General features: G+C 41.7%; 17 protein-coding genes and 8 pseudogenes. 8 read left to right on the plus strand and 17 right to left on the minus strand.

Translation table 11 applies throughout. The features are described from left to right. Positions 1–82: 82 nt before the first annotated feature. From IPM95_10670 to IPM95_10745, 16 genes and pseudogenes are all read right to left on the minus strand, one after another. Positions 83–1,185: pseudogene (locus IPM95_10670) on the minus strand (ABC transporter permease). Next, positions 1,178–1,938: pseudogene (locus tag IPM95_10675) on the minus strand (ATP-binding cassette domain-containing protein). The pseudogenes IPM95_10670 and IPM95_10675 overlap by 8 nt, the downstream one beginning before the upstream one ends. Before the next feature lie 17 nt (positions 1,939–1,955). Beyond that, a pseudogene (locus IPM95_10680) lies at positions 1,956–2,860 on the minus strand (ABC transporter ATP-binding protein). Positions 2,861–2,865: 5 nt separating this feature from the next. Continuing rightward, positions 2,866–3,768: pseudogene (locus IPM95_10685) on the minus strand (HlyD family efflux transporter periplasmic adaptor subunit). A 95-nt stretch (positions 3,769–3,863) separates the two neighbouring features. Further along, a pseudogene (locus IPM95_10690) lies at positions 3,864–5,055 on the minus strand (TolC family protein). A 34-nt stretch (positions 5,056–5,089) separates the two neighbouring features. Beyond that, positions 5,090–5,260 carry a hypothetical protein gene (locus IPM95_10695; protein ID MBK9329751.1) on the minus strand — a complete coding sequence of 57 codons (171 nt, stop codon included), beginning with the start codon at positions 5,258–5,260 and terminating at the stop codon, positions 5,090–5,092. Then, positions 5,251–5,780 (minus strand): annotated as a pseudogene (locus IPM95_10700) (helix-turn-helix transcriptional regulator). The gene IPM95_10695 and the pseudogene IPM95_10700 overlap by 10 nt, the downstream one beginning before the upstream one ends. 360 nt (positions 5,781–6,140) lie before the next feature. Further along, entirely contained in the window at positions 6,141–7,214 is a 1,074-nt protein-coding gene (locus IPM95_10705; protein MBK9329752.1) for a hypothetical protein, read from the minus strand. Next, a pseudogene (locus tag IPM95_10710) lies at positions 7,175–7,579 on the minus strand (DUF2357 domain-containing protein). The gene IPM95_10705 and the pseudogene IPM95_10710 overlap by 40 nt, the downstream one beginning before the upstream one ends. Beyond that, a complete protein-coding gene (locus IPM95_10715) occupies positions 7,564–8,349 on the minus strand; it encodes a DUF2357 domain-containing protein (protein ID MBK9329753.1) in 786 nt (261 codons plus the stop codon). The pseudogene IPM95_10710 and the gene IPM95_10715 overlap by 16 nt, the downstream one beginning before the upstream one ends. Next, complete coding sequence (locus IPM95_10720; GenBank protein ID MBK9329754.1) at positions 8,349–8,822, minus strand: hypothetical protein; 474 nt, start codon at positions 8,820–8,822, stop codon at positions 8,349–8,351. Before IPM95_10720 ends, IPM95_10715 begins: the two co-directional genes overlap by 1 nt. 61 nt (positions 8,823–8,883) lie before the next feature. Beyond that, on the minus strand, positions 8,884–9,969 hold the full coding sequence (locus IPM95_10725) for a hypothetical protein (GenBank protein MBK9329755.1): 1,086 nt from the start codon (positions 9,967–9,969) through the stop codon (positions 8,884–8,886). Continuing rightward, on the minus strand, positions 9,966–10,295 hold the full coding sequence (locus IPM95_10730; protein MBK9329756.1) for a nucleotide pyrophosphohydrolase: 330 nt from the start codon (positions 10,293–10,295) through the stop codon (positions 9,966–9,968). The genes IPM95_10725 and IPM95_10730 overlap by 4 nt, the downstream gene beginning before the upstream one ends. Next, complete coding sequence (locus IPM95_10735; GenBank protein MBK9329757.1) at positions 10,295–10,498, minus strand: hypothetical protein; 204 nt, start codon at positions 10,496–10,498, stop codon at positions 10,295–10,297. The genes IPM95_10730 and IPM95_10735 overlap by 1 nt, the downstream gene beginning before the upstream one ends. A gap of 773 nt (positions 10,499–11,271) precedes the next feature. After that, positions 11,272–12,270, minus strand: a complete 999-nt coding sequence (locus IPM95_10740; protein ID MBK9329758.1) for a tetratricopeptide repeat protein — start codon at positions 12,268–12,270, stop codon at positions 11,272–11,274. A gap of 75 nt (positions 12,271–12,345) precedes the next feature. Further along, a complete protein-coding gene (locus IPM95_10745; protein MBK9329759.1) occupies positions 12,346–12,558 on the minus strand; it encodes a helix-turn-helix transcriptional regulator in 213 nt (70 codons plus the stop codon). A 381-nt stretch (positions 12,559–12,939) separates the two neighbouring features. Between IPM95_10745 and purH the strand changes: the two genes are divergently transcribed. From purH to IPM95_10775, 6 genes and pseudogenes are all read left to right on the plus strand, one after another. After that, entirely contained in the window at positions 12,940–14,484 is a 1,545-nt protein-coding gene (gene purH / locus IPM95_10750; protein ID MBK9329760.1) for a bifunctional phosphoribosylaminoimidazolecarboxamide formyltransferase/IMP cyclohydrolase, read from the plus strand. Positions 14,485–14,581: 97 nt separating this feature from the next. Beyond that, positions 14,582–15,604, plus strand: coding sequence for a rod shape-determining protein (locus IPM95_10755; protein MBK9329761.1), 1,023 nt, complete (start codon positions 14,582–14,584; stop codon positions 15,602–15,604). 113 nt (positions 15,605–15,717) lie between these two features. Next, positions 15,718–16,434, plus strand: a complete 717-nt coding sequence (locus tag IPM95_10760) for a rod shape-determining protein MreC (GenBank protein MBK9329762.1) — start codon at positions 15,718–15,720, stop codon at positions 16,432–16,434. Continuing rightward, positions 16,427–16,942: a rod shape-determining protein MreD gene (locus IPM95_10765; GenBank protein MBK9329763.1), complete on the plus strand. Its 516-nt coding sequence runs from the start codon at positions 16,427–16,429 to the stop codon at positions 16,940–16,942. The genes IPM95_10760 and IPM95_10765 overlap by 8 nt, the downstream gene beginning before the upstream one ends. Before the next feature lie 133 nt (positions 16,943–17,075). Continuing rightward, positions 17,076–18,374: a hypothetical protein gene (locus IPM95_10770; protein MBK9329764.1), complete on the plus strand. Its 1,299-nt coding sequence runs from the start codon at positions 17,076–17,078 to the stop codon at positions 18,372–18,374. Positions 18,375–18,516: 142 nt separating this feature from the next. After that, positions 18,517–18,729 (plus strand): annotated as a pseudogene (locus IPM95_10775) (peptidoglycan glycosyltransferase). Here the strand turns inward: IPM95_10775 and IPM95_10780 are convergent. After that, the gene (locus IPM95_10780) at positions 18,645–18,839 is read right to left on the minus strand and encodes a hypothetical protein (GenBank protein MBK9329765.1); all 195 of its coding nucleotides are present in this window, start codon (positions 18,837–18,839) and stop codon (positions 18,645–18,647) included. The pseudogene IPM95_10775 and the gene IPM95_10780 overlap by 85 nt on opposite strands. A 180-nt stretch (positions 18,840–19,019) precedes the next feature. Here IPM95_10780 and IPM95_10785 point away from each other — a divergent pair, with 180 nt between their 5' ends. Together IPM95_10785 and IPM95_10790 are read left to right on the plus strand one after the other, a co-directional pair. Then, on the plus strand, positions 19,020–19,277 hold the full coding sequence (locus IPM95_10785; protein MBK9329766.1) for a hypothetical protein: 258 nt from the start codon (positions 19,020–19,022) through the stop codon (positions 19,275–19,277). 16 nt (positions 19,278–19,293) lie between these two features. Then, the coding region (locus IPM95_10790) for a hypothetical protein (protein MBK9329767.1) at positions 19,294–19,619 on the plus strand (326 nt) is incomplete at its 3' end.

Below are 19,619 nucleotides of genomic sequence, written 5' to 3' on the forward strand. Positions count from 1 at the left end.
GGAGCAATGATAAGTACAGCCAGCAAGTTCCGGTTGCGCATCAGCTGCCTGAATTCCTTATCGAGTAAAAAAATAACGTCTCTTATTCCAGCCTGATTTTGAATTTTCGCAAACTGACGGCAAAAAGTAAAATGGTCATACCTACAAAGTATCAGCGTTTCTTTCATACCAGACTGAATCCCAGTCCTTTCAGCATCACCCGTTTGATGATGATGAAGAACCACCTCAACGGAACGGCATTCGCTATCCATTGCCGTGGCAATGGCATATTTTCTACCGGAAACATAAGCCCGGTCAGTAATGGAGTCAGCATCGCTTCATGCCCAGTAAAGGAACTCATCATGGCAGCCTGCTGTGTTTCGCATTGATAGAAATATACAATCCGATGGATAAGGATAACAGGATAAACAGAATGCTTTCAAACAGCAATAACACCAGGTTTCCTTTTATTTCCAAATCGAGCAGAGGTGGAAATTTGAGAATCAGGATAATGAACGGGATCATGTGATGGATATCATCAGGTAAGGTGTCAGCTTGGAAAATGATGATGTAGGCCGGTTTCCAAACGGTGATACCAGCAACACTTCCATGGTGCCCAGTTCTTTTCACGGACAATCTACGCCACGGATGTCATCCGTAGCGAACAGACCAACATCAATACCAGGTGCCGTTCCTCCGGGTACAAAATTCGACGCCTTTTAACTCAGGATTGGCCAGAGCATACTTCCGGAACAATCGCATCAGCAACGTAGAGTATTTCCGGAACCTAAATTATAGTCCTGCACAATTTGAGAAAGATAAGCGGTAATGGCGTTGGCACTGGTTTGGGGTCGGGAGGCATCTGTGCGCCTTAGTGTTGCCCTATTTGTCATGCGCCGGGTCTTCGGCGAAATTGGCAGGAAAAATCACTGCCATCTTTATAGTACCTTTTTTAAAGGCGGCTTCCAACTGTTGTGCGCTTTGCAGATTTTCCTCGATATCAAAATAGCGGCTGGCTTCTATCTTCTCAATGATTTTACGCGTTACTTCTGTCTTTGGAATAATCACAGATGACAATGCGCGAATCCCGAATCTCATTGCTGAGTGCAAAGCCAAACAGGATGATCTGCGTCACCGGCAATCGAGAACCAGCATCAGCAGTGATTTCCAGTCCCGGAAGACATGCGAGATTTGCACTTTACGTATAAAAGACGATGAGTTGTTTCATTAATCCGCTTTTCGTTTTGGCATTTCTCGCCAGTTGATAAAAATACATCCTGCCATGGTCGGTGCGTTTCGAATTGCTGTTCCAGTGCCGCCGGACTGTCCAGCACTTGTTTTCACGCCATCTACCATGATGGAAACCAATTTGAATTATTCCGCCTCATCCATGCGCAGTGCGTAGTGACCAACCATGCCTTTATCCGCGGCATAATAGATCGACCAAAAGGATTGCCGGTGCGTTCTACGAGGATCCACGCCTCCGGTGGGTTCATCTAAAAATACGATGCTTGGGTCGCTGTACGATGGATACAGAAAAAGGCTGATTTCTGCACTTCTGTCCCAGCGGCGATTCACGGTGTTTTAGCCTCATTCTGTAATTGCGGTTGGCGGCTAACAGTTTCATCCCGTCTTTACAGCGATTTCTTTACTGCACATGGCGAATTGCCCGCTGAAACGAATGTTTCTCTTTGCAGGATCGGGTTGTCGTACAGAAAGAAATTCTGCTCATCTTGGCCGATATTCTTTTTGATTTTCCGTTTCCGTATAGATGTCATAACCTGTTACGGTTGCTGCTGTTCCGGATGTTGGTTTCAGGAATCCGCAGAGCATCCATGGCGGTGGTCTTGCCTGCACCGTTTTGCGCCGAGAAGGCAAATATCTCCGCTTTTGCACTTCGAAGGTCGATCATCCGCTGATAAAATCGTCGAAATCGTTTGGTCGGTTATCACACACGATGACAGAAGGCGTATTACTTAGTTTTTCAGGGTTAGATAAGGCAAGTAATCTTCTATAGTCGGTGGTATGGCTTCCAGGGTAAAATCCGAAATGTCATGCCCGGATAAATAGGCTTTTGGCTCACATCTCGCCGCTGTATCAAAGCCAACATGGCCGGGAATCACCAGGAGAAAACAGGATAGGGTGTGTTCATATTTTCTTAGGCTCATTCATCACTGACAGGTTTGGGGTGTTTTGACTGCAAACAATTTGTGTGGGAATGTCGCCTGAATGTTTGCGGTAGTATCAATGGTCAGGATACTGCCGTTTTGTATCAATGCGATGCGGTCGCACAGCACCGCTTCATCCATATACGGTGTGGATACCAGGATAGTGATACCCTGTTCCTTCAGTTTTTCAGCATTTCCCAGAATTCTTTTCTCGAGACGGAATCGACACCGGTCGTCGGTTCATCCAAATCAATACCACCGGTTTATGAATCAGCGCCCAGGATAAGGCCAGTTTCTGTTTCATGCCGCCCGATAATTTTCCGGCTCTTCTGTCCTTGAATGGCTCTATCTGCTCGTAGATATCTTTGATGAGATGATAATTTTCCTGTATGGTGGTTTGACCAGATCGTGGCGAACAGATTCAGGTTTTTCTTCGACAGATAAATCTGGTACAAACTGAATCGTCGGGCATATAACCGATGGCATTGCGTATTTTCTTATAATCGTGCACCACATCCCAGCCATTCACCGTTGCTGTTCCGCTGTCTGCCAAAAGCAAGGTGGTCAGGATACCGGAACAGGCTCGATTTTTCCCGCTCCGTCGGGACCAATCAACCCGAATATTTCACGGAATTGACTTCCAGGGAAATATCCTTCAAGGCACTGACGGTACCTTTGTTGTAGGTTTTGTTGATATGGCTGACAGAAATCATGCGTATCAGAATTTTACTTCACCGTACATGCCCAGTTTAATATAGCCGTCATTCTTTACACGAATCTTGATGGCATATACCAGATTGGCGCGTTCATCTTTGGTCTGTATCGTTTCGGGGTGAACTCCGACCGGTCGGATATCCAGGTGATGGTGCCGGGATAGGATTTGTATCCTTTTTCCCCGTTGTCAATCTGAACCGTAATGTTTTGCCCGAGTTTTACGGTATTAAGCTGTGAACCGGTGATATAAGCGCGCAGGTTCAACGTGTCAAGGTTGGCGATTTTATACAAGGCCCTTCCTGCTCCCGCCATTTCGCCTTCCATCGCATATTTGGTCAGCACGGTTCCGCTGACGGGGTTGATGACGCTTCCTTTGCTGATTTGGTTTTCTATCAGCTTCACGGATTTCTCCATCGGATTCTTTTCACTCAGGATCGCCCTGTTCTGCGTGGATACATTCGAAGTGTATACAGCTATCTGTTGTCTGGTGACGACAATCTGTTTTTTACGGTTCTTCCACTTTGGCATTTTATGTCGTCGTATTGTTTTTGGTAGCAGCATCTGCCTTCAGCAGGCGTGCGATGCGTTCCCGCTCGCCCTGCAGGTATTTCAGGTTGGTTTCCTGTACCGCCAGCTGGTCTTTGATGAGCTGCAGCTGCGGATGGGGATTGCTCGTCTTATTGGGCAATATGGAAATCGTGGACTGTACCTGCTCTTTCTGGTATTGAAAATTTGATAGATCGATTTTTCCGACATTCATGCCTTTCTGCAGCACATCGCCTTCTTGCACGCTGAGCGAAAGAATCTTGCCGGGCTGTTCAGCCGACACAATGACTTCCTCGGATGCAAAAACACCGGAGGCATCGGACTTTGTGATTGCCCAGCTGACAGGACGCAAAAGTACCAAAGTGCCTGTTAAAAAAGATTTGTTTCATATCTTCCTGTTTATAGATGTTCAATTAATTTCCGCTCGTGGTTTTGTGCATATTGTATCATCAGCGGTTACAAGTCATGTACGATTTTATTCTGCCTTGCCTGGTCTTCTTCATTCACTTCCTTCAGGTAATCGTTAGTATTGATGACACCGTTTTCCAGCTGCACGAACGATGTCTTTTTGACTGATTCCCGCAGCGTGATAATTTCGTCATCCGTTCTTATCAGTTCTTTATATTTCTGCATGTCGGAATACTGTTGACTCATTGAAAGCTTTGTGTTGAATAGAAACGTATGCTGCATCACGTCGATGGATTTGCGGTCGTTGGCGGTCAGCAGCTTTTCTTTCCTGAAGGTGTACATGCCACCCAACGACCAGTTCAGTCGAATACCGGTGATGTAGAACGGGGAAAGTTTTCTGATAGCATATTGACGGGTGATGGCCTGCCCATGCCGCCCTGAAAAATACGTTCAACCGGGGATAATTCTTCGCCGCAATCAGTTTTGCTGCAGCAGCGATGATTTCTTCTGCAGTTCGTACATCGTCATTTCAGGCCGCCGGATAGAATCCGTCAGGATAAGCGGCGGCTGTGGTTTGACGAGGGTGGTGGTTTCGCTCATGTCCTTGCCGGTGAACAAAGCCAGCATGGACAAATACGCTTTTTTAGCCGACTGCATTTCAATATCACGTTGCTGCACCTTTAATAATTCCGCTTTCAGCTTATCGAGATTGCTTCGGAAAGCCGTTCCGTTTCGATGGCCGCCTGCACCTGCTCAATACCGCGTTGTATGTCTTTTTCAATAAATCACTTTGCTTTTGTTGTTCGTCAATCAGCAGGGCTCCGAAAAACAACTGGTTGATGCGTTCATGCAGTTTGTACAGTTCAACGGTAATATTTTGTTCCTGAATTGCGGCTTCGTTGGATTTCAATTGCCGCTGAATTTTATTTAATGGAAAATCCGTCAGCGACTGCGATACTTCACCTGCCAGCCGGTACTGGTCTCTGGAGATATTGGGCGGTTCATGGCCCGGTATGGTCACCGGCAGTTCTATCTTCGTTACCGCAGACTGGTATGTTGCCTGTCCGGAAACGACAAACTGCGGATAGATGCCTTTGGCGATATTGGATATGCTGTAATTCCTGCTTTGTTCAATCAGGCTGCGTTGCTGCGCCAACGGATAATTGGCTTCCGCCCATTGATAGCACTGTTCAATGGTGACCGGTTCCTGCGCAGACAGCTGCAGGGCCTGAACCAGCAGGAAGATGATGCTCACTAGGTTCCAAAGATTCGGTTCATGATGATTTATTTTCAGGTGAGGAGAGATGGGTGGTGAACATCGCTTTCAACCACACCGGAATCAGTTTTTGCGTTCGAGCATGAGTTGTTCCGAATTCCCTGTCACTGATGCCGGTCCGTGCCTTCAGCAACGAGCTGGCTGCGAATGGAAATACAATCAGTGACATAAGGTTGGCCATGAAGTGCAGCGGATGGACAGCCTGATTTTTCCCGACTGTATGTTTTCCAGGATCTCTTTGAAGAAATAGGCACGCAGTTCCTTCATGCCGTTCAGCAGCGGGTCGTCGCCTTTGTCCAGTTCCAGCCCGTTGGTGCGGCTGATGCTGAGGATGAAAAACGGCAGGTCGGGATTGGCGATGAGCATATCGATATAGCGGTCAATCAGCAGTTCCAGCTTTTGTTCCGCGTTCAGGTGTTCGCTGTGCTGCATGCTCTCCAGCATTCCGCTGAGAAACAACAGCACGTTTTCCCGCATCACGATTTCAAACAGTTTATCCTTGCTGCGGAAGTAGTAATTGAGCAGGGCGAGATTGATGCCCGCTTCCTGGGCGATGTCGCGGGTTCTGGTGGCGGCTAAGCCTTTTTGGGTAAACAGTTTTTAGCGGCAGCCTTGATTTTGGCTTCCGTACTCGGGTCTTTTGATAATATTTTCTTGATGCCCATTGCCGTCTTTGGTAGAATGACCATTCAAAGTTAGTATTAATTTTTTGATTTAAACAAAAAAATTAATCAAATGATTAAAAATATTGTATAGCATTGATTATGAGGTGAATGGTTGCGTAATGTATTGATTTATGATTGACTTAAAAGCCGTATCTTTTAAATGGAGATATATTTCTGTTGAATTTTTATACGAATAAATACTTGACGGTTTGGGGTTACACGAAGGGAAGCACTTTTATTGCAAAACTTAATTTGAAAACGTATAGATTGATAAACTCAAAAAAAGTTTTATGAACACGAGATCCTGCCATTTGGATAGGTGACGTTATGGGGCCAGTGTTCATTTTCGGTTGTCGTTATGTCTGTTTTCTGCTGCATAGATTACTAACTTACTTTTAATACTTCGATCTTATTGTCTTTAGGTGTTCTGATATTTTTCAAATTTGTATATCTGTATGGAATTTGTCCTATACTGCCATCTGAAATTTTCAGGTATTTTCCGTTGTCAATAATAAATTTATGACCTAATCGAATTACTAGCCTTTCGGATAGATCTCCAAATTTTCCTTTTGGAGCATGTAAAATTTCATTTCTGGGAATCAATTCATAGTTGATAATTTCATAATATTCTCTTACACCTTTTTCTTTAATGTATGGAGCAAAGTATTTTAAGTTCCTAAAACCAAATTTCGATGGTTTTTTCTCTCCTGAAAAGTAAAAAGGTGTTTCGCTATTTGTAAAACAAAGCATGTGATATTCTGTCGGGACAAAACCAATTAAAACAAAAGGGTTTGGTGACTCGTAAGCACTTTCTTTCTGTGGTGAAACATCATTCAAAATTGACTCAGTATCAAGTCCAATTATTGTTCTTAAATGGTCTTCTAATAAAGCTCTGTTTGAATAGTCGTTTGGTCTCAAAGGAAATGCTCCAATATTTACAGATTCAATTGATTTATAGTAGTCAAGTTTTTTTATGGTATCAATCTCTCCTGAGCCAGGGAAAAGTATATATGCCCCAATTACTTCTTTTTCAGGCTTTGATTTGTCCTTGTTTACATAATAAATGGCATCTCTATATCGGTGCATTTGATTGATAGAGTCTTCAGTGGGTAAATCAGGAGAGCCTTCCTTTTCGTCTGAAGCAAGTCGGTATTTGGCATCATATAAATAAGTAAGAACATAGTTCTCCTTCAAATCATTCTTTGTTATTCTCAGAACAATGTCGGGTCGTTGATTTACCGTAAACGATTTTACATTTTGTGATTCTGAAGTGTCATATGCAAAATCATGGAATAGGTCGATTATTTCTCCATCTTTATTGTAGAAGGAGACCTTAGATTTTACACCACGCTCAATTTTAAAAACGAAATCATCTATTTGAATCTCTGCTAAATCAATATCATCAGGATTTTCCTTACCTAATAGATTTTGTAAAACATTTTTATTTCGAGAAAGCACCAAATTTGATATAGGTCAGCTATATTTTTAAGTTCAATTTTCTGAATACCTTCTAAAAACTTTAAGCCACTATTAAGCATTATCCATGATTTATAGATTGTGCAGTAGCCTGTAGCTTTTTGCAAAACAAGTGATTCTTGCTTGATACCTTGAAAGTCATCTATAGTTCTGAAAAATGGGTTTGCTGAAATTATTTCAAATTGTTTTAAAACACCATCCATCTCAATTTTAAAATTTGGAGATATGGCATTAGAAAAACGAGTTTCAATAAATGATTTAACCTTTTTATATCGTCTTAGTGTTTGAAATACTGCATGTTTAAAAAAACGGTTTTCAGAAGTATTTGTACTTAATGTTTTATACTCGAACGGTAGCTCTTATTGGGAAATGAATTAAACTGTGCATATTCTTCTTCTAAAGCAGAAGTCCACTTTTGAATTCTATCAGCTTTTACATGCTTGGTTTGCCTAATTATACGGCTATGTGGCTTGTTTAAAATGAATTTTGAAGACTTAATAAAATCTTTGTATAAACCACCAAAAACTTGCCACCATATCAAATTGGTGTTGGGTGAATTACCAGTTTTAAAAGATGTGTAAGTCTTTTTTAAGAAGTCAAGAACGAGGTAGGGATACTCTTTTTCAATATCCTGAACTATTTTTTCATAATCCTCACGATAATTCAGTTTTGTAGGAAATACTTCAAAACCAAAATTAAATTCATGAAGGATATTATCTTTTGTGTACCTTAAAACTAAATTGCTTCTCCCAAGGTCATTTCCAAAATTTATTGTACCTGACAATAATCCAATTCCTTCTCTGTATAAAAACTTCTCTTCAACCTCTTTTAACTTAGTATATATTTGAGGTTTATAAATTTCATTTCTATTATGAAATGTGAAGTCAATAAAATAGTCTTTGTTCTCAAAGATTAAAGGATAGGTTTTGCTTTCTATATGTTTCTCAAGTTTCTTAGATTCAAAATTATAAATCGATATATCGCCTTTATTAACTGAGTAGGATGTAGCATTTAATATTTGTGATTGCCTTTTTCTTGCTTTACTAAAAGTAGATTCGAGGTTATTGCATTCAATAACCAAAGTAAAGTCTGTATGATCTACCTTTAAAATTTGCATTATGACCAGAATGAAGTATAACCATTTGATTGAAGACGAGTCTCCATTTCTTTAAGCTTCGCATTTGATTTTTTAAAGTCGGCTGTTATTATTCTTTGCAAATTCGTTAGAACCTTTCCTGTTTTTGTTTCATCTCCTTCGATTCTTGACAAAATCTTCATACTTGTCATTTCGTCTAAAGCATTTGTCAGCCAATTAGCAGTTTTATTTTGACTGGCATAGAAACAATAAATCAAAAATTCATCTCTAACTCTATAAGCAATTTTGAATGGGGTTCCTTCAAGTTCATTATTTATATTCTGAAGGAATCCTATAATTTCATCCTTCTCTTTAAAAATTTGAGAATACACTTCAGCTCCTGACGTATATTTTCCAATCAGGTCATTTGATTTATAGTATTCATCATCTGATTTTGGATAATTCCAATCTTCTTTATTCAAATCAAGACCACCCGTAAGGTCAACATTGTTCATTTCAAGGTCATTGCCCTGTCAAGAACTTTTCTGCTAAACGAATGTGTTGTTTCGTCCATGTTCACAGTTCCAATAACAATAAGATTTTCGGAATACTAATACCTTCAGAAAACTTACTTTCGGTTAACCCCAAATCCGCTAATAAATCGGTATAAAGTTTTTGATTCTCAAAACTCTCTTTTGAAATAATGTGATCAGTAACTAGTTCTCCATTTTTTACTTGTCTTGTTTCAACTATACTAAGATACTCTGCAAAGTATTGCTCCACAGGAGCAAGATTCATTTCGTCAAGGCAAAGAAAAAATGGAACATCTTTATGCTTCCATGCTTTTGCAATAAATCTGAGATAGGAAGTGATAATATACTTTTCTCCATCCTTTCCTATTCTGCTTACATAACCCATTAGTTCCGAAGAGTCATGCCAATTAGGTCTAACAGGAATTAGTTCAAAATTCCCAGGCTTTTTAGGGTCAATTCTTAATTCTTCCTTGCTGCAAGTTTTGTAGGCAAGAGTTCTAACCAATCTTGATTTTCCGGTTCCTGATATTCCTGCTAAAAAGAATAAAGGTTTTGTTTTTATGGCTGTTAATATATTCATATCATCCTGATTATTTTCTTTAGGTTTTTGAATCGGCTTGATTGGAGTTGGCTTAGTTGTGCTTCCATTGAAATTAAGTTTACAATTTTCAAGTATTTGTGCTATTGTATCGTCTTGAGATAATTGTAATAATTGACTGATGTTCTTTAATCTGTTCACGGAACTGTCCAAACCAATTCGTGGACCATTTAAATATGTTGTCTCACTGCTGCCCAAACTTTGCCATTGCCAGTCATTTGGTATTGATAAATTATTCAGAATCTCTAATCGTATGAATTTGTTCCACTTTCCACTAACAGTAAAATCTTTCCCTAAATCACTGAATATTGTTTTGTTGCCCCTTTCAGTTGTTGGAATGTCAATTTTGTCAAGTCTACTCAATAAAACCCAACGATCAGTTCTATTAACAACAAAGACGAAGTCACCTAAATTTAAATTTTTGAATTTAGTTTCATTCCAGTAAAAGTATTTGGAATCATCACTGAAAAGTTCTTTTGCATTTGATGAAGCAGCACTTTTTACTTCATATATCATTACCTGTTCTGTCATAACTCATTATATTTTTTAGCTGTCCCTTTTGCCTTTTCAACTGGATATTTTTCAGCGTTTCGTTGAATTTTCTCAAGTACAATATCTTTCACATCAAACTGGAACTTATCAGCTAGAAGAAATGCAAAAGCGAAAATATCAGCCAATTCTTCTTTTACTTTTTCTTTGTTAGCTTCATCAGCATTTTTCCAAAGAAATAACTCAAGCAACTCACCCGCTTCAACATTTATTGCAAGTGCTAAATCTTTGGGATTGTGGAACTGTTCCCAATCTCTTTCATTTCTGAATTTTAAGAGTGCTTGTATTATTTCTTCGCTTTCCTTCATTACTTATTAGGTTTTTGCATGGTTAAAGCCAGTTTGTATTCATCATCATAAGGCAATTGCAATTGAGAAAGCATTTCGGGAATTGCCAAAGCCCAACTAACGTAATAGTATGCAAGAATGTGATAACCTGAAAATGTTTTGCCCTTGATAGAACTGATTCTGTAGTCGTCTTTGTCGGGTCTGTAGCCTTGTGTACCTTGCATAGCTATTTCAAAAGCGATTTTCTTTATCTCTTCTTTAGGCATTCCTTCAAAAAATTGCAACGCATCAACCATGAACATGACCACTGCCATGTTTGTCCCTATGCTCTGTTGTGACTTTTGGAATTTTTCCATTTCCCTTTCTTTGTAAGGGTCTTTGGATTCCAAATCATAGGGATCTTTTTCAATGGATGATAGTAGATTGTCTATATTCGTTCTTTTTGTTCTGAATTCTTTTTCGTTCACAAGCTCAAAGTTCTTGTCAAGTTTTAAGTCTTCAGCCCAATGTAATACCAATTCATATTCTTCAGCTGGTTCTTTGTCATCTCTGTATTGCAGGTATTCTTCATAAAAGTCATTTGCATGTTTTAATTCGCTTGGTGTTGCATTGAAGTCCTTTATGAAATCAAGTCCGAACAATTCTTTAAATTGAATTGCATTCACGAGATTGTAAACCTTACTTTTTGAAATGATGTCTTTAGGTGATAGTTCAACAATCTTTATATCAGTTACGGCTTTTAAGCCTTCTTGCAACATAGTGTAAAGGGATATAAACTGATATGCTCTTAAGTCAGGGTATTCGGTAAATAAGAACTGTTCAATGAACAAATCAATTGGAGTATTGAAGATTTGCCGATTAATTCCATCAAAAAGGTTCGAACAATAATCTGCTATAGACTTTTCAGAAATTCCCAGTTTATTCAATTTCTTTATTGTCGGCTCAAGTCCGGCAATAAAATGAGTTTTGTGACTCTGATATGAGGTAAATAATTGATTCAAGTCGTTTTTCTTGCCTGAACTACAAAATCAAGATGAACCAATTCATGCATGATGAGATGTTCAACAGCCGGATAGCTTGGTTTATATCTTACTATATGAACTTCTCTATCGTAATTCTCAGCAAACTCAAATTTTGCAGCGGTCGGTATTTCTTCGTCTTGAACAATGTCAATTCTTCTGTCACCTTCAAATTCAAGTTTGTGTCTGTATTCTCTGAAAATCTTTTTACCTATACCAGAAGCAATAATCTTTTTAGCAATTTCAAATGCTTGTCTTACTGAGTTTTGATAAAGAACATCTTTGTTTTTATTTAACTTAATAGCTTGAATGGTGCTGTAAAAAGCAGACTGCAAGTCTGCTTCCATTTCAGCAATCAGTCCTAATGCAAAATGAGTGTTAGGATATTTGTCGTTTATCCTAATAGCTTCCCAAAAGTATTTTTTCGCTTCTTCAAGTTTGCCTTGTTGCATTAAGTTAGCACCGATGTTATTTATTGTGATATTGTCATTCGGATTTACAATTAATGCTTGGTCATAATATTTCATAGCAGTTGAAACATCATTTTTAAATTTTGCAAAGATGTTTCCCATCATAAGCAAAGCCCAGGCGTTTTTTGAGTCCCAACGTAAGGCATCAATTAAGCAATTGATAGCGTCTTCCTGGTTGCCTTCATCTGAAAGTATTTGCCCCATAATTCGGTGATATTCCGAATTTGTTGGATTCTTTTCAATTAGATTTTTAAGGATTGGTTTAGCTTCAAGGTATTTACCTTTCTCACAAAGGGCTACTATTTTTTTGTAGTCATTCTCCTGAGATAAAATTGTTGGCGTATCAATCTCAATCTTTACCCAATTATTTTCAATTACTACTTTGGGTTGATATGGTCCGTAAGTGTAATAACTTTTTAACGTGTTGATTATTAAGTCATTACCCCCCCCTATAAATTCTGGAAAGATGGTAAATAAAAAGTCGTCTATTTTATGTATAATTTGCATTTATTCAGTCCTTGATTTTTGTTAAAGCCTTTTTTATTCCTTGTTCAGCAAGTGGGTCTTCACCTACAGCTTCAATTACCTTGTCACACAACCAAAAGAAATAAAATCGTCTTCGGATGCTTTTAAAAGTTGAGCAAGTTTTATAACCTGTTCTCTGTTTAAGTTTCTTTCTCCACGTTCAGCCTTGCTCATTAAAGCGGTGTCAACTTCAATATGAGCTGCAACTTGTCGCAAAAGCAAATTCTGCTTTTCTCTTGCTTCTCTAATTTTTTGGCCTAGGTAACTCACTGTTTCTGTATTTTGACTTGTCAAGAAGTGTCAAATGTAATAATTATTTTTGGAATGTCAGTCCGTGCGGTTGGAAAACTTTAGCTCTTTTGGTTTTGCGAAGTGTCTGCCAGTACCCCGATAGCTTTTTGGACGGCTGGCTGTCTTTTTACAATTAGAAACTATTTGTTTATAGCTCCAACCCAATCAGGCCTATACAACCTCAATGTATTGTATGAATCTGTATATATCATCTCTCTTTCAAATATACGTAATAAATTTCAATATCATATGCGGTAGCTGGTGAATGAGTTTAGGATGGATAGTCAAAAATCCTTAACAAATCATTTAACCTCCTTCGTATCGCTAATACCGTATAACAGCTTACCTTTGCAGCGTAAAATCATTTCCGTGAAAAAAATCAAAGCTGCGCTTATCTCCGTCTATTACAAAGACGGACTCGATGTGCTTATCCATACCCTTGCCAGTCAAAATGTTACATTTTATTCAACCGGTGGTACGCAGGCCTTTATCGAGGGGTTGGGCTACAAGGTGATTCCCGTGGAGGAACTGACCTCTTATCCCAGCATACTGGGTGGCCGCGTGAAAACCCTGCACCCCAAGGTGTTTGGTGGCATCCTGGCGCGCCGTGAAAACCCGGAGGACCTGGAGCAGCTGAAACAATACGAGATTCCGGAAATTGACCTCGTGGTCGTGGATTTGTACCCTTTTGAAGAAACGGTCAGAAATTATACGTCTCTGTTTGAAGGGGAAATCACCTCGGAAATCATCGAAAAGATTGATATCGGCGGCATTTCCCTGATACGGGCGGCAGCCAAGAATTTCAACGACACCGTGATCGTATCGCAAAAGAGCCAGTATGCCGAACTGGCGCAGGTGCTGGAAGAAAACCAGGGGCAGACCTCGCTGGAATTCCGCCAGCATTTTGCCCAACAGGCATTTGCCGTCAGTTCCCACTATGATACCCTGATTCACCGCTATTTCTCCCGTTCCTCGCCTTACGATACGTTTAAGGAAAGTTACCTGAACGGGGAGGCCTTGCGCTACGGCGAGAACCCGCACCAAAAGGGCTATTTCTACGGCGATATCCACGAAGTGTTTGACATCCTGAACGGCAAGCAGTTGTCCTACAACAACCTCGTGGACATCGATGCGGCGGTACACCTGATGGCGGAGTTTATAGAAACCACCTTTGCGGTGCTGAAACATACGAACGCCTGCGACGTGGCCTCCAGAGCGACTACGGTGGAGGCCTGGAAAGCCGCACTGGCTGCCGACCCGGTTTCGGCTTTCGGCGGGGTACTCATTACGAATGCGACACTGGACGAAGCTACGGCAGGAGAAATCGATAAGCTGTTTTTTGAAGTGCTGATTGCACCGGAATTTGCACCGGAAGCCCTGCAGCTACTGATGAAAAAGAAGAACCGCATTCTGCTGAAACAAAAAAGGACCGACTTCCCGTCCAGGCAGTTCAAATCCCTGCTGAACGGGGTGATTGCACAGGATTTCGACAAAAAACCGGAGACGGCAGAAGAGTTGAAGATTGTCACCATACTTGCGCCGACCGCGGAACAGGCAGAGGATTTGATATTTGCCAATAAGGTGGCCAAACACCTCAAATCGAATACGATAGTGCTCGCAAAAGACAGGCAGCTGCTGGCGATGGGCTGCGGGCAGACCTCGAGGGTGGACGCGTTGCAGCAGGCTATCCACAAGGCACACTCGTTCGGCTTTGACCTGAACGGTGCGGTGATGGCGAGCGATGCGTTTTTCCCTTTTCCGGATTGCGTGGAAATAGCGGATAAAGCAGGTGTTTCGGCGTTCATCCATCCAGGTGGAAGCATCAAGGATCAGGATTCCATCGATTACTGTGATGCACATCATCTGGCGATGGTGCTGACCGGCATACGCCATTTTAAACATTAATCCGTAACAAAGATTAAATTTTTGAGGAACGTTCTAGTTCTCATTTATAAAACGTATTTTTATCGTTTGATTTAACAAGTATAAGAAAGAATAGAAAATGGGATTTTTTAGTTTTCTGAATAAAGAGATAGCATTAGACCTTGGTACGGCAAATACGCTGATCATATACAGAGACCAGGTGGTGGTAGACGAACCGTCTATCGTGGCCGTTGATAAGAAAACGAATCAGGTGATTGCAGTGGGAAAGAAGGCGATGATGATGCACGAAAAGACACATGCCAACATCGAGACGATACGTCCGCTGAAAGACGGTGTGATTGCCGACTTTACCGCAGCGGAAGCGATGATACGCGGATTTATTTCCATGATAAATGATGGCAACAAATGGTTCCGTCCGTCGTTGACGATGGTGATCTGTATTCCATCGGGTATCACGGAGGTGGAGAAACGTGCGGTAGTGGAATCGGCGGAGCGCGCGAATGCGAGAGAACGTTATTTGATTCACGAACCGATGGCGGCCGCTTTAGGTATTGGCCTGGATGTGGAAATGCCGGAAGGCAACATGATTATTGATATCGGCGGCGGTACGACGGAAATCGCGGTGATTGCCCTGTCAGGAATTGTAACCGATCAGTCTATCCGCGTGGCGGGTGACGAGTTTACGCTGGATATCGTGGAGTATGTGAAAAGACAGCATAATATTTTAATCGGTGAACGTACGGCGGAGCAGGTGAAAATACATGTGGGTTCTGCCTTGCAGGATCTGGAAAATCCACCGGAAGATTATGCCGTTCACGGAAGAGACTTACTGACGGGCATTCCAAAACAGGTGACCGTTTCCTATTCGGAGATTGCAGGTTGCCTGGATAAATCCATTTCCAAGATTGAAGAAGCGGTGATGAAGGCGCTGGAGTCTACTCCTCCGGAACTGGCTTCCGATATCTATCGAAAGGGATTGTATCTGACGGGCGGCGGCGCGTTGTTGCGTGGCCTGGATAAACGGATTGCCATGAAAACAAAACTGCCGGTACAGGTGGCGGATGATCCGCTTCGTGCCGTTGTACGGGGTACCGGAATCGCATTGAAAAACAGAGACCGTTTTACCTTCCTGATGAGTTAAACGAATGCGCAGCATATATTTTCTTCTTTCCAGGTTTCATGTACTCTTCCTGTTTGTACTGATGGAAATCTTTAGTCTTTATCTTATTTATCAGTCACACAAATATCAGGGAAGTGACATTCCTGAACACCTCCAATAACCTTGCCGGTAAGGTGGTAGGATTTGCCAATAGCTTTTATACGTTTATAAATCTAGGCAACACGAACAGGGTGTTGACAGAAGAAAATACCCGCCTGAAAAAAAGGATACAGTACCGGAATACTTATCCTGCAGATACCGCACTTCCGGAACAATCGGAGTCTTACAGCTTTGAATATATTCCTGCAAAAATTGTCAATAACAGTATCAGTAAAAGCATTAACTACATAACACTGAACAAAGGCAGTAAAGACGGTATTCAGAAAGGTTGGGGTGTGGTCAGCAGCAACGGTGTGGTGGGTATTGTGACGAATGTTTCTGAAAATTTTTCTCTGGTGATGTCTGTCTTAAGCGTAAAGATGCTGGTGAGTGTCCGTCATAAGAAAACGAATGCGTTGGGTAACCTGAGCTGGAACGGCAAAAGTCCGGCATTGCTGCAGATTCAGAATATCAGCAAAACACTTCCCGTCAAGAAGAACGACACCATTGTAACGGCGGGATTTTCCTCCATATTTCCACCGGATATTATAGTCGGAAAAGTGAAGCGCTTCAGCCCGGATGAAAGTTCCAGTTTTTATGAAATGGATATTGAACCTACGAATGCCATCAGCCGGCTGAGTTATGTGTATGTCGTTAAGAACAGTAAAAAGAAAGAAATTGATGCATTAGAATCAACTGCGTTGAATGAATAACAAGTTTATCCTCACCAATATCATTCGGTTTTCGGTGCTCATGGCGCTGCAGGTATTGCTGTTGAATGAACTGCCGTTGGGACGTGCCTATATCATGATTTATCCGCTGGCGATTTTGCTGTTGCCTGTATTTACCCCCAGGCTCGCCGTGCTGGTGCTTGCCTTCCTTACCGGACTCATTATTGATATGTTCAGCAACGGTGGAGGCCTGCATACGGCATCGCTCACACTCATCGGTTACGGCCGCAGTTACATACTCGATACGTTTCAGCCACGCTCCGGCTGGGACAAACTGGATGTTCCCAATCTTTCACAGCAGGGCGTCACCTGGTTTTTCTATTATACGCTGATTGGTTTCTCCATCCACCATCTTGCGTATTTCTTTCTCGAGGTTTTCTCGTTTGCCAATTTTTTCCCCACTATCTTTAAGACACTCATCAGCTTGTTCGGTACATTGTTATTGGTATGGATGATCAGTTTGTTTTTTATGAAGGATATCAAAGAATAATTTTACATGCAACGAGGGAATGAAAGCGGCATTTTAGAGAAAGCGATTTATATCGCCGCGTTTATCCTGATTGTCCGTTTATTCTTTTTACAGGTTCTCACCGGGATACAAACTGAAAGCGCATGATAATGTCGTGAAGAAAGTAACGATTTATCCGTCGCGCGGACTTATCATAGACAGGAATGGTAAAATCATTGTGTATAATGATGCCGTTTATGATATCCTCATACAATGGAATATTACAAAGGATTTAGATACGCTTAAATTATGTGAATTGCTGAATACCAGCATGGACTTTGCCCGTAAGAAACTGGATGAAATCAAACGAACAACGCTCAATAAACCTACTACACTTATCAAATTGCTGGATCCGCAAACGTTTGCCCGTTTTCAGGAACATCTTTTTGAATTTCCGTCCATCTCCTTCCAAACCCGTACCGTACGGCGCTATCCGTATCACGGCGGTGCGGCGCTCTTGGGTTATCTGAGTGAGGTAACGGAAAATAATATTGCAAATTCGGAAGGCTATTACGAGCTGGGGGATTATATGGGTACCACCGGGCTGGAATATTATTATGATGAATGGCTGAGAGGAGAGAAGGGGTATAGCTTTCAGGTAGTCGATGTGAAAAATACCTATCAGGGAAAATACAAAGACGGTAAGGATGACAGGATTCCGGTAGCCGGCTGGGATATGGTATCCGGCATAGATGCGGAACTGCAGGCGTACGGGGAAAAACTGATGCAGGGGAAAGTGGGCGGCATAGTGGCTGTCGAGCCTTCCACCGGCGAAATACTGGCGTATGTCAGCAGTCCGGGATACGACCCGAATATCCTGACCGGCAGATACCGGCGTCATAATTTTAATGTGTTGTTCAAGGATTATTACAAACCATTGTTAAACCGCCCGATTCAGGCGATGTATCCGCCGGGGTCCACCTTCAAGGCAGGTGCGGCTTTAGTGATGCTGCAGGAAAATATCCATGGAGAAAAATGGTCGTGGTTCTGTCCGGGCGGATACAGGGTGGGCAACCACGTGGTGAAATGTCACGGCGTTCATGGTATCCCTGATGTGGAAACCGCCCTGCAGTATTCCTGCAATTCCTATTTCTGTAAGATTTACAATGACTTTATCATGGACTCCGTTTTTGCAGCGCCGGAAATCGGATATCAGAAATGGTGGGATATGACGAGTCAGTTTGGATATGGAAAGAAAATCGGTATTGACCTCGCCGGCGAAAAAAAGGGTAATTTACCGACCGTAAAATATTATAACAAAGTATTTGGTGCGGGCAGATGGAAGGCATCCACGGTGATATCAAATTCCATCGGTCAGGGCGAAGTTTTGGCTACTCCGCTGCAGATAGCAAATGCCATGGCCATCATAGCAAACAAAGATTTTATATTACGCCTAAGATTTGCCGGTTCCTGAAGAAGGATGATAAATACAGGAAACCTAAAGTAAAGCTTGTTACGACCATTGATTCTGTCTATTACAGATATGTTACGGACGGATTGGAAAAAGTGGTACTGGCGGGTACCGCGCGGGTTTACTGAATTCAGGGATTTCATTTTGCGGCAAAACGGGCACGGCACAGAACCCGCATGGAAAAGACCACTCTATTTTTGCCGGATTCGGGCCGAAAGAAAATCCTAAGATTGCCATTGCGGTATTTGTCGAAAATGCCGGATTTGGGGCGACCTATGCAGCACCTATTGCATCGCTGATGGTGGAGAAATATTTGAACGACACCATCGCAAAAGAATACCGCTCGAAGAACGGATGATCAGCATACACCTGATGAAGACGGTATCGGAAATCAAGAACCTGAAATCCGCCGGACAGCAAGAAGCAGGATTCCATAGCCAGGATAAAGGCGAAGAAAGATTCTGTCATACGGGATAGATTCAGGCAGGATTCTGTCAAGGCAGCAAAACTGAAAGCACAAAAGGAACTTAAACAGATAAGTGATTCTACTGCCAATTCTCCGAAAATTAAAATGTATATCCCCTAATGAATAATAAAAGAGCATAGGATCCGATTGACAGTACCGTATTGCTGTGTTATCTGTTTCTGGTGATATTAGGTATCCTGTCCATTTTTGCAACGGAATATAACGGCACCTTTACGGCAGCTTTCTTCAGTTTCAAACACAGTTATATCAAACAGTTGGTGTGGGCGCTGATTGCGGGGTTGATGTTTTTCTCTATTTTGGGATTTGACAGAAGAATCCTGCAGCTTATATCCTATCCGATGTACGGGATGGTTTTGTTTCTGCTTTTTCTAGTGCTGGTGGTCGGACAAACGACCAAAGGACAGCAAAAACTGGATTAATCTCGGTGCCTTCAAATTGCAGCCGTCCGAGTTTGCCAAATTCGGAACAGCGATGGCGCTGGCCAAATATTTTGATACACCCAATATGCGCTTCATCACCCGGCGCGAACATCTGATTACTTATTCCATCATCAGGATTCCCTTATTGCTAGTGGCGGCACAGGAGACGCAGGTTCTTGTCTCGTATTTGCGGCCTTCGTTTTCGTTCCTGAACCGGGAAGGTTTGTCCGACCTGGTGGTGTATCTCGGTTTGTTTGTGATTGCGGTTTCTGTTTTGTCGTTAATCATCAATCAGTACATCATCATAGGGATAACAATCGTTGTTTTTAGTGCACTAATATA

The organism is Sphingobacteriales bacterium (assembly GCA_016719635.1).
Lineage (GTDB): Bacteria > Bacteroidota > Bacteroidia > Chitinophagales > JADIYW01 > JADJSS01.